The following is a 9,712-nucleotide window of genomic DNA, read 5'->3' on the forward strand; positions in this document are numbered from 1 at the left end:
GCGCCGTAGCCGATGCTCTCGAGCATGCGCGCAGATCCCGCGCGATCGTCCAGCTCGGCCGCGGCCGAGGCGTAGGTGGTCGCATCCATCAGGCCGAGCACGATCGTGCGGTAGGCGTTGTCGCCGAGCACCGGCCAAACGGCAGCGAGGCTGGGATCAGTCGCGCCGCCCGCCATCGCGACGATCGCCACGCCGACGCCGGCGGGCAGAGCCTCGCCCGCATAGTGGCTGTGACGGACATCGATGTCGTTGCCGTTCGTCCCGCCGTTCCGGGCGGTGAGGGTGACGACATGCTGGTTGGGCGCTCCGCCGACAGCGGCGGTCACCGGAAGATCCGGACGCGCCGTGATGGCCGCGGCGATCGCAGCCGCGATGACGATCGCGCTGTTGCCCGAAGCGACGCCGATCGCGAGCCGCTCGCCGGCGACCATGAGCGCGATCGTGCCGGCCGCGGTTGCCGGGCCGGTAACGGTCAGCGTGCTGGTCGCCTTGGTCGAGCCGCCGGCGTCGTCCAGCGCGATCGCGACGACTTCGGAGAAGCTGTCGGCCGCGAGATAGGCGGCGGCCATGCGGGCGAGCTGCGAGCCTTGGCCGAACAGCTGATTGGCCTGCCCGGCCGAGCTGACCGGGGCGATGGTGAGCGCCGCGGCCGTGCCGGCGGCGAGCTTCTGGCCGATGAGCAGCACGCGGTTCTCGATCGGCGCGAGGCCGGAGACTGCGCGACTCGAATCGAACTCGATGTGCTGGCCGGGCGTGCGGAAGCTTGCCGGGATGGTGTTGAAACTGATCGTCATGCTTGGGTTCCCTTCTTCGGGCGGCGGGACTTGGGCGGGATGGCCGAGACGAGATCGCCATCGGCGATGAGGCGGCGGTAGTAGGCGTCGAGCACGATCCACTCGCCGCCGGCGTCAAACAGCCGACCGTCGATGTGGCGGACGCGGCGCCCGAACTTGGGGGCGAGGCGCTCGGCCTTCAGGGCGGCAGTCATGGCGCAGGGTCTCCCAGCTCGATCAGATCGGCCGCGTCGGGATTGGCGGCGGGAAGCGGCGGCTCGACGTTGCCGAAGGCGGGGATGTCCCAGTCAACGTGGAGGGTGCGCAGCTCGAAGGGCTCCTCGGTGAAGACGCCGATCGGCAGCACCAGCTCGAGCTCGATCGCGATCATCGAGAGGCTCTGCCGCTTCATCTGATCGGTCCGGCTCACAGGCCGGGCGCTGCGGATGCGGACCGGCTCGATCAGATCGAGCTCGGGCGCGAGCTTCGAGCGGGAGAGCAGGCGGATCGCGTCGACCATCAGCTGATAGGAGCCGGGAACCGCGCCGTCGCCGTGACGGCTGTCCTCCTCGTTGCGCAGGTTGCCGCCGGCGACCACCAGGGCGAAACGCGCGCGTGCCCTGAGGCCGAGATCGTCGCCGTGATCGTCGCCCTCCACGATACCGAGGAAGGTAGACCACGCCGCGGGCGTGCGCAGGCCAGGGGTCGAGCGCAGGTACTCCTCGAACTGGTCGGGGAAGGTCCCGGTCGTGTGGTACTGGTAGCCCAGGATACGACGCTCACCCGCTTCGACCAGCTCCTGCACCAGCGCCTTCTCGGTGGCGGCGATCATCGGCGGAGCATCCTGACAAGCCCGCCAATCCCGTCGCCGATCATCCAGATCGCGAAGATCACCAGCAGCGGCAGCCAGAAGACGGCGACGAACACGGCCGAGCCGAGCCGCACCCAGAAGGGCTCGTCGTCTCCGATGATGAAGACGCCGATCAGCATGGCGATCGACAGCGCCAGGTGCAGGCCTTCCCACCAGCTCATGCGAGGCCTCCGGAGACTTCGACCGCGTACTCCTTGGCGAGCGTGAGCAGCTCGGCCTCATCCTCGGCGTTGATGCCGAGGAACGGGCGCGCAGGGATGGTGACCTCGTCGACCGAGCGGAAACCGAGCCCGCCCGGCAGCTGGAAGGTGAGCTTGCCGCCGCCCTTGGCGCGGATCGTCCCGCCGTCATTCATCATCCGGGCGTAGATCTTGTTCGATCCCCAGGTGACCGAGCCGTTGGCGGGTTCGGCATGGATCGAGGAGCGCAGCTGCGAGCTGTCGGTCAGCGTCTGCCCGCCCTCCTCCTTCGCCCGGATCGACTGCTGCCAACGGCTCCCGTCGGGTGCGGTCTCGTTGTCGAAGCGCTCGATCGTCGAGCTCTCGAGGTACACGCCGAAGCGCTCCGCCAGCGGCTCGAGGTTGTCGAAGCCGGCGACAAGACCACCCAGCGCCAGCTCGAAGGCGCGATCGCCGCGCAGGCGCAGATCCATGGCGGCAGCCATCAGAAGCTCTCCATGTTGTCGCGGCCGAAGTTGCGGCCGTCCGAGCTGGTGAGGATCTGGCCCGGCCGCGGCGCGGCGGTCTCCTCGCCCTGGTCGAGCATCAGCGTGCCGGCGGCGATCTGCTCGAGCTGCTTGAGCGCGGCCTTCTTCCGATCGATCACCCAGTCGGGCGCGTCTGAGCGCCACAGCAGGTAGAAGGCATAGTCGCAGGCGATGTCGCGCAGGATCGGGTTGCCGGCGAACTGGGCGGTGTTGCGATGGCGGCGGGCGATGTAGCCGGTGATCAGCGCGTCGGCGCTGGAAAGCTTGTCCTCGATCCGCGCGGGGACGAGGTCCCCGGTGTTCTCATGATCGGACAGCTGGATGAGGTCGCGGGCCTCGAAGCGCGCCTGCATGGCATCGAGATCGGCAAAGATCGACACGGCACGCTCCTCCTCTCAGCTGGCCCGATCGGGCGGATGGTTGATGGTGGCGAGGCGGGCGGCGGCGGAACCGGTGCCGCCGCCCGTCTCAGCGGCCGTCGTCAGGCCGCGGTGGTCCCGCGCTTCTTGCCGCCGCCCCTGGAGACAGGCGCCGGCTTGGCCGCGGGCTCGGGCGCAGTGGGACTGGCCTGCGCCGTCGGTTCGGAGGTGACAGCGCCGGCCGCAGACCCGGCGCTGTCTTTGGGAGCGGCGTCTGCACCGCTCGCCTGCGAGGCCTCGGCGGCAGGCGGGAGCCCTTCACCCTGCGGCTCGGCGGTAATGGGTTCCCCGAGCGGCGTGGGCTCGCCGACCGAGCCGGCTCCCTCAGCACCAAGGGTCCGATCGGGGCCGTCCAGCTCGATCACCTGGAGCAGGCCCGCCTCGAACTCGGCCCGAGCCTCCGCCGTGAAAGCGGCGGTCGTGCCGTCCTCGTACTCGAAAGCGAGGGCGATGTTCGGGTCCTGCACGATCGCGAGCAGCTGCCCGACCGTGACATCGCCCCGCCCGATGAAGGTCGGCGCGCTGTAGCTGCCGATCTTCACCCCGGCGCGCCGATATGACGGCGAGCGCGAAGTGGTCAGACGGAGGCGCTCGGCGGTCATGCCAGCCACGGAACCACCTCGAGCTTCGCAGTCCCGCGCCACACGTTGGTGGCGCCGGCGGCGTTGCGCTCCGCGTTGAGGATCTCCATGGCCTCACCTTCGAGGCTGGGCGGAACCACCAGCAGGGTCGGGCGGACGCCCAGCGGGCGGCCGTAATCGCCCTTCATGGAGTGCATCGCCTCGCGCGCCGCCTCGTAGTTGTCGGCGGTGAGCTCGGCCTTCGACCCGAACGCGAACTGCCAGAAGCCGAAGCCGACGTTGCAGCGGCTGTCGACGCCGTAGAGGAACTGCTTGCGATGGAAGACATTGTCGTCCTCCGGACGGTCCTTCGCGACGAACTGCGGCGCCTTGCGCTCCTGCCAGATGATCGGTTTCAGCGCCCGGGTGTCGTCGATCAGATACCAGGGGGTGGCCGCCCCGGCCTGCATGTTGGAGACGGTGGTCTCGTTGCCGGCCGCATCGAGCACGACGTGATCGGTATCGAAGAAGTTCTGGCCGTCGTAGCAGGGGCGGTCGAAGCCCGCCTTGAGCTGGCCGAACACCAGCTCTTCCTTGTGCGCCATGGTCGAGCGGCCCATCTCGGTGAACAGCGGGCTGTAGATCCCGATGTTGTCGTCCTCGATGTCGTTGCGGTCGACGCCGATGGTCTGCTCGAAGTCGCGGTTCTTGATGGTGTAGTCGCTGGCGGTGGCCGCGTTGATGACACGATCGCCCAGCCACTCGCGCATCGAAGGCAGCTTGCCGAGCCAGCCATATTCGTTCTCGCCGGTCGAGCTGGGCACCGTCGTGGCGACCAGCGCGCTCTGCGAGGCGGCCATGGTGAGGCCCTGCTGGTAGAGCGCGCTGAAGGTGCGGCCCAGCGTCTGGAGATTACCCGGATTGATCTTCATGTCGTTGCTTCCTTGGCTTCAGGAGGTGCGGGGGCGGGTCAGGTGAACCTGACCCAGACGCCCTGGGCATCGACATCGAAGATCGTGCCGGCGATCGAGCGGGTGTTGGTCCCGTTCGTCTTGGCCACGGTCTCGTCATCGACGATGAAGGCGTTGTTGCCGATGTCGGCGGCGGTGATGGCGTCGCCGCCGCCCGAGTTGTTGAAGCGGAACACGCCCTTCTCGACTTCAACCTTGATGGCACCGGCGGCGCCGCCGGTGTTGTCGGCGAGATCCTTCGCGCGGCCGACGCCCTTGAGCGTGGTCGCGACCGCGCCCGGCGTGGCCAGACCCGCGGCGGTCAGCGCCACCAGCGCGCCGGCGAAGATCTTCACGTTGGCCGCGACGCCGAGGGCGATGGTCTTGCCGTCGCGCTCGGGCGTGTTGTTGTTCTTGGTCAGCGCCATGTCAGCCTTCCTTCTCTTCGGCGTTCCGGGCCTTGAGGTAGTCCTCGGCCGAGACGCCCATCATCGAGCAGATCGCCGCCTCCTCCTCGGTGAGGGCGGTCTTGCGGGTTTCGGGGGTGCCCTCGATCACCTTGCCGCCCTTGAAGGCGGGAGCCGTGGCGAGGAAGCTGTTGAGCTCGGAGATGTCCTGCTTGCCGAGCTTCAGCGCCCAGTCCCTCTGGGCCGGGGTGAGCTTGCCTTCCTCGATCGCGGCGTCGACCGCGGCGAGGACCTTGTCCTCCTGGAGCGCGCCGAGCTGCTTCTGCACGTCCTTCAGGGCGTGGATCGGCACGTACTTGGACGGGTCGGGCTCGCCGGCCTCAGCGGCAGCCTTGAGCGCGTTGAGCACCGCTTCCTCGTCGGCATCGTCCTTCAGCTTGATGTGTGTGCGAACCGAGGCGAGGATTGCCGCGTCCTTACCGCGATCCTCGATCAGCTTGTCGATCGCGTTGATCGCGGCCTCGTCTTCGCTGTCGGCCTTGAGGCCCAGCGCCGTCAGCGCCGATGCCGACAGCAGCATTGCAATCTTCTTCATGGGGCTTCCTTCGTTGAAAGCGCCCGCCTCCTGGGAGGCCAGCGCGGACACTTCGATGTTCGGGGAGTTGGTGAGGCCGACGTTGACGATGCGGGTCAGCTCGCCGGTGGCCTTGTCGGCGCGGAAGTGCGGGGAGTAGTAGCGGTACTCGCGCGCCTGGAGCGCGGCCTCGGCGGCCTCGGTCCATTCGGCGGTGACGTAGATCCCGTCGTCGCCTACCTCGAGCGTGTCGGGGCTGACCCAGCCCGCAGCCTTGGCCATGCCGCCGACGCCGGGCACGGCCGAGAATTCGCTCTGGTGGTCGTAGTTCACCAGGAGGTCGACGCCGTTGAGGAAGGCCTTGGTCGCGGCGATCACGCGCTCGGCGTGCGCCTTGTCGCGCAGCAGCCAGGGGCCGCGACCGTCACGGCCGCTGAAGTAACCGAACGGGACGATCCGGAAACGCTTGGCCGGCGCACCGTCCTGCACGGGCACGGCGATCGCACTGGCGATGACGGCCACGTCGGCGGAGGAGGCAGCGGGTTTCGACATGCCGCCTGCCTAGTGGGCGAGGCGCGGTGGGCGTTACCTCCGCCCCCGGAGCAAGTCCGGTTTTTCGTGTCGATTGCGGGAAGGCCCCATGCTTAGCCCCCGATCACGGCAATTGCCAAGCGGCTTTGATCAGCCGACGCGCCCGTCCTCGCGCGTCCATACAAGCCGGCCGCGGGCGAAGGCGCCGCTGCGCGGACCCATCCAGCGCCAGAAGTCGCGGCCGAAATCGACCGAGCCGCGTGCACCCTGGTAGCGCCGCACCAGCATAGCCCGCCCGTCGCGGCCGGCGATCCATAGCCAGCCAATCCTCTCGGGATCGATGATCGTCCGGGCCGCGTCCGCGAGCTCGCGCTCCTGGACGCCGCTGAGGGCGACGATATCCCCATCGGGCCCGCGCAGCAGCCCGGCCGAGACGGCAAGCGGCCAGCCCGCCACGTCGGTGAACACCCGACCCTTCACCGCGGAATCGCGCGAGGTGAGGTTGAAGGCCTCGAAGAAGGGTCTCACGGCCTCGTAACCGGCGTCTGAGAGCTGGGCGTTGAGCTCGCTGGCGATCCCGTCATCCGGCCCGCGGCCGACGCGCGGCGGCGGGGTGAGCCCGTCGAGCGCCGCCTTGCCGACGTTGTAGCCCCAGCCCGGGTCGAGGCCCTGCTCGAGCCGGGTGATCTCGCCGGTGCGGCGGTTCACGTAGTCGCGGACCGGCGCGCGCGGGATCTCGCTGTCCTCGGTGACCGCCCACCCGCGACGCTCGATCATCCGCTCGTTCACCGGCTGCACGTCGCAGCGGCAGTTCCAGCCATTGGGGGGGAAGTGCGTGTCCCACCACGGATGGTCGACCGGCAGGATGGTGCCGTCCCAGGCCGCGTGCTCGGGGCGGACGCGGGCATCCTTGACCGAGACGTAGCGCAGGAACGGGAAGGCACTCTTGGTGCGCTGCAGGCGCGCCCAGCGGCCGGCCATGTAGCTGACCCGGAGATTGGTCTGGTAGATCGTGCGCAGCCGCGCCGGCGAGCCGAGGCGGACCACCTTCTCCACGCCGTCGGCAGGATCGGTCATCAGCGCCCGGCCCCACCATCCGCGCGCGACCAGACGCGGGCGCAGCTCGTCCTGGAACTGCTTGAGCGTCAGTCCCTCGTCGAGCGCCTTCTGCACCGCCTCGCGAATGTCCTCAAGCAGATCGCGGCTCATCGCCTTGGCGACGGTGAAGGCGCGGGCATTCTCCTCCTGCCACACCTCGCGCCAGTCGAAGGCGATCTCGTAGCCCTTGGCCGCAAGTGCCGCGACCGCGTCGGCCGGCGCGCCGATCGGGAGCGCTTCCGTCTCGTCCATCAGCTGCTCGCCTGCAGCTGCCACAGCCGGCCGCGGAAGCGCACGAAGCCGTCACGGCTCTCGGCGAAGCCGGCATGCGTCCCGATCGCCAGGTGATGTCCATCCTCGCGCAGCAGCGCGTCGATCGTCGCGGCGGCATCGCGGGTGTAGATCGCGCGCCAGACGATCGCCGCGTCGAAGTCCTCCCGGGGCGCGGTCGAGATCCCGTCCACCGTCCCCGAGGCGGCGAGCGGAACGAAGGCGTGATAGACCGTCGCCCGCGCCGCGAGCTCGTCGCCCTCGACCATATCGGCGGGCAGCATCATCGGATCGAGCTGGGCCCGGTCGCGCCCGTCGACTCCCTCGCCCTCGGTGACGAGCAGCCCGCGCGGCGTCCCATCCGGATCGTGATCGAAGCGCGGCAGGTCCGGAGCGAGCGTGCGGACGACGCCGTCAGGCCCGCGCACCGCCGCCGCTTCGCCGCGCGCGAAGTCGAAGGCTATCGGGAACTGTCGGGCGCGCAGGACCGGCATCCGTCACTTGGTCCCCTTGCCGCGATCGGCCTGGGCGATCAGCCGCGCGGCGAACCCGCCCCGGGCGATGAGCTGCTCGAAGTCCGAGGTGTCCATGTCGCCGATGACCTGGGCGAGCCGGGCCTGCACCTCGGACAGATCGCCGGCCTCGCCGATCAGCATGTCGACGGGCACGAGCAGCGCATCGACCTGCGCCTCCCAGTCGCCGAGCATCTCGTCGACCGTGGCGTCGATCGCGTCACCATCCGGACCGATCTGCGAATTGAGAGCTGCCCGGTCGGACCGATTGCCCCCTGAGGCCGATTTAAGAGGGTCTAAGACGCCTGTCGCCGGTTTTTTCCCCGCCACCGGACCCGGAGCGCTCTCCTGGCCATTCTGGGGCATTTGCGGCGGGGCGGCAGGTTGAAGGGCAGTCTCAGGCGATTTGGCCGCCGGCAGACCCGCCCGCTCGCGCATCTCCTCGCCATCGATCTTCACGCCCATCTTGGCGAGCTTCTCGGCGCTGTCGATCTCGACCGCGATGTCGGTCTCGTCCGGGCGACCGATCTTCAGCCGCGGATAGGCCTTGCGCGGACCGTGGTTGAACATGACGAAGGGGACGACAAAATCGCGGTTGAGCGTGCCCGCCAGCATCATCGCGTCGAAGTCCTCGATGTCGGCGCGCACCCCATCGTGCACCTGCGCCTGGCCCGAGCCGAGCCCGCCTGCCTTGGCATCAGTGGTGTTGGTCTGGCCGAGCACTGCCTTGGACAGCTGATCGTCGATGTATTCGGCCTGGCTGCGCCACAGGTCGTTGGGCGCTGTGCCGGCTTTGCGATCGACGAACTCGATCGACATGGTCTCGGGGAAGGCCGCGGCGGCATCCGAGCCGAGCTCGAGCAGCGCGCGGTGGAGGATGTTCTTGTTCTCCTCGCTCTCGTTCGGGCCGTACTTGCCGATGCGCAGCGGGTGGCCGAAGCTTTCGAGGAAGGTCACCCAGTCCTTGATCGCAAAGTTCTTGAACATGTAGCCCCAGGCCGCGATCCGGGCGAGGCCGGAGCGGATCGGCAGGCCGCTTTTGGACGGATGGTAGTGGGTGATGAACTTGCCTGCCGGCAGCGGGCTCGGTTCGCCATAGCCGGTCTCGCCGCCGCGCAGCAGCAGATCGGTCCCGTTGACCCGGTCGAACTCGAACCAGCGCGGGTCGCGCCAGAGCAGCTTCGACGGCTGCCAGAGGTCGGGCTTCATGTCCCAGACCATCTCGGTGGTGCTCACGCCCTTGCCGATCGCGTCGAGCATGTCGAAAAGCTCGAGCTGGAGCATGTCGCGCTTCAGCCAGGTCTCGATCAGCGCCGCGTCCTTCTTGGCCTCCTCGCTGTCGTCGGCCGGCTCGACCTCGATCGGCAGCCGCGCGACGGCGAGCTTCCGGGTGCGCAGCACGGCGAGATAATGGAGATCCTTCTCCTCCATCTCCTCGGCAAGCTCGTAGTAGGCGATCGCGTCGCCATCCTCGGCATCGCGCAGCAGCCGGCCGAGGCGCTGCGGGGTGAGGCCCTGCGCCGGGTGGCCCGACTGGATGGTGCGCACGCTGGTGCGCGCCGGGGCGGCGATCTCGACACGGAGGTTGTCCCGGACCAGCGGGCGCCCATCGGGCATGATCAGGGCGGGCGGCTTGCTGGCCATCAGTCATCGTCTCCGAGGGAATCGTGGCAGTCGCGGCAGATCGGGCCGATCATCTCGCGCCTGGGGAATTCGTCGCCGCACTCCTCGCACAAGTGCAGCCCGTCGAGGCTCCTCACCATGCGCCGCGCTCCTGGAATCGGGTGCCATGGGCGGCCCGGCCGGAGGCGTCATCGGGATGGCGCCAGCCTTCCTGGCCGCGCTTCGGCCCGCCAGTGGCGCGGCCGTCGCGATTGATGCCGCGGTACTCGTAGAGCGATCCGGCCATCTCCATGGCCTGCGCCATCAGTGCATAGGCCCAGAACTCGTCGGCATGGACATCGCCATCGTTGACGATGCGGACGCCCCCGCTTTCCTCGCTGCCGACCTTCTTGATCGCCATCAGATCGGCGCGGGTGAT

General features: G+C 68.9%; 14 protein-coding genes. All 14 read right to left on the reverse strand.

Annotated elements, in window-relative coordinates; translation table 11 throughout:
- The coding region (locus ACLBKU_RS17425) for a phage tail sheath N-terminal beta-sandwich domain-containing protein (protein WP_410180841.1) at positions 1-794 on the reverse strand (794 nt) is incomplete at its 3' end.
- Positions 791-988: a DUF2635 domain-containing protein gene (locus tag ACLBKU_RS17430; protein ID WP_410180842.1), complete on the reverse strand. Its 198-nt coding sequence runs from the start codon at positions 986-988 to the stop codon at positions 791-793. The genes ACLBKU_RS17430 and ACLBKU_RS17425, both read right to left, overlap by 4 nt.
- Positions 985-1,605, reverse strand: a complete 621-nt coding sequence (locus ACLBKU_RS17435) for a phage protein Gp37 (protein WP_410180843.1) — start codon at positions 1,603-1,605, stop codon at positions 985-987. Before ACLBKU_RS17435 ends, ACLBKU_RS17430 begins: the two co-directional genes overlap by 4 nt.
- On the reverse strand, positions 1,602-1,805 hold the full coding sequence (locus ACLBKU_RS17440; protein WP_410180844.1) for a hypothetical protein: 204 nt from the start codon (positions 1,803-1,805) through the stop codon (positions 1,602-1,604). The genes ACLBKU_RS17435 and ACLBKU_RS17440 overlap by 4 nt, the downstream gene beginning before the upstream one ends.
- Complete coding sequence (locus ACLBKU_RS17445) at positions 1,802-2,308, reverse strand: phage virion morphogenesis protein (protein ID WP_410180845.1); 507 nt, start codon at positions 2,306-2,308, stop codon at positions 1,802-1,804. The genes ACLBKU_RS17440 and ACLBKU_RS17445 overlap by 4 nt, the downstream gene beginning before the upstream one ends.
- Positions 2,308-2,730 (reverse strand): gp436 family protein, encoded by a 423-nt coding sequence (locus tag ACLBKU_RS17450; RefSeq protein ID WP_410180846.1) that lies wholly within the window; start codon positions 2,728-2,730, stop codon positions 2,308-2,310. Before ACLBKU_RS17450 ends, ACLBKU_RS17445 begins: the two co-directional genes overlap by 1 nt.
- Before the next feature lie 101 nt (positions 2,731-2,831).
- On the reverse strand, positions 2,832-3,380 hold the full coding sequence (locus ACLBKU_RS17455) for a hypothetical protein (RefSeq protein ID WP_410180847.1): 549 nt from the start codon (positions 3,378-3,380) through the stop codon (positions 2,832-2,834).
- The gene (locus ACLBKU_RS17460; protein ID WP_410180848.1) at positions 3,368-4,261 is read right to left on the reverse strand and encodes a Mu-like prophage major head subunit gpT family protein; all 894 of its coding nucleotides are present in this window, start codon (positions 4,259-4,261) and stop codon (positions 3,368-3,370) included. The genes ACLBKU_RS17455 and ACLBKU_RS17460 overlap by 13 nt, the downstream gene beginning before the upstream one ends.
- Before the next feature lie 38 nt (positions 4,262-4,299).
- Complete coding sequence (locus ACLBKU_RS17465) at positions 4,300-4,707, reverse strand: hypothetical protein (protein ID WP_410180849.1); 408 nt, start codon at positions 4,705-4,707, stop codon at positions 4,300-4,302.
- 1 nt (position 4,708) lies between these two features.
- The gene (locus ACLBKU_RS17470; RefSeq protein WP_410180850.1) at positions 4,709-5,812 is read right to left on the reverse strand and encodes a phage protease; all 1,104 of its coding nucleotides are present in this window, start codon (positions 5,810-5,812) and stop codon (positions 4,709-4,711) included.
- 129 nt (positions 5,813-5,941) lie between these two features.
- A complete protein-coding gene (locus ACLBKU_RS17475; RefSeq protein WP_410180851.1) occupies positions 5,942-7,141 on the reverse strand; it encodes a phage minor head protein in 1,200 nt (399 codons plus the stop codon).
- Positions 7,141-7,653, reverse strand: coding sequence for a hypothetical protein (locus ACLBKU_RS17480; RefSeq protein ID WP_410180852.1), 513 nt, complete (start codon positions 7,651-7,653; stop codon positions 7,141-7,143). Before ACLBKU_RS17480 ends, ACLBKU_RS17475 begins: the two co-directional genes overlap by 1 nt.
- Positions 7,654-7,656: 3 nt before the next feature.
- Positions 7,657-9,315, reverse strand: a complete 1,659-nt coding sequence (locus tag ACLBKU_RS17485; RefSeq protein WP_410180853.1) for a DUF935 domain-containing protein — start codon at positions 9,313-9,315, stop codon at positions 7,657-7,659.
- Between the two features lie 112 nt (positions 9,316-9,427).
- The coding region (locus tag ACLBKU_RS17490; protein WP_410180854.1) for a hypothetical protein at positions 9,428-9,712 on the reverse strand (285 nt) is incomplete at its 5' end.

Source organism: Erythrobacter sp. NE805 (genome assembly GCF_046452355.1).
In the GTDB taxonomy this organism is placed as follows: Bacteria; Pseudomonadota; Alphaproteobacteria; order Sphingomonadales; family Sphingomonadaceae; genus Erythrobacter.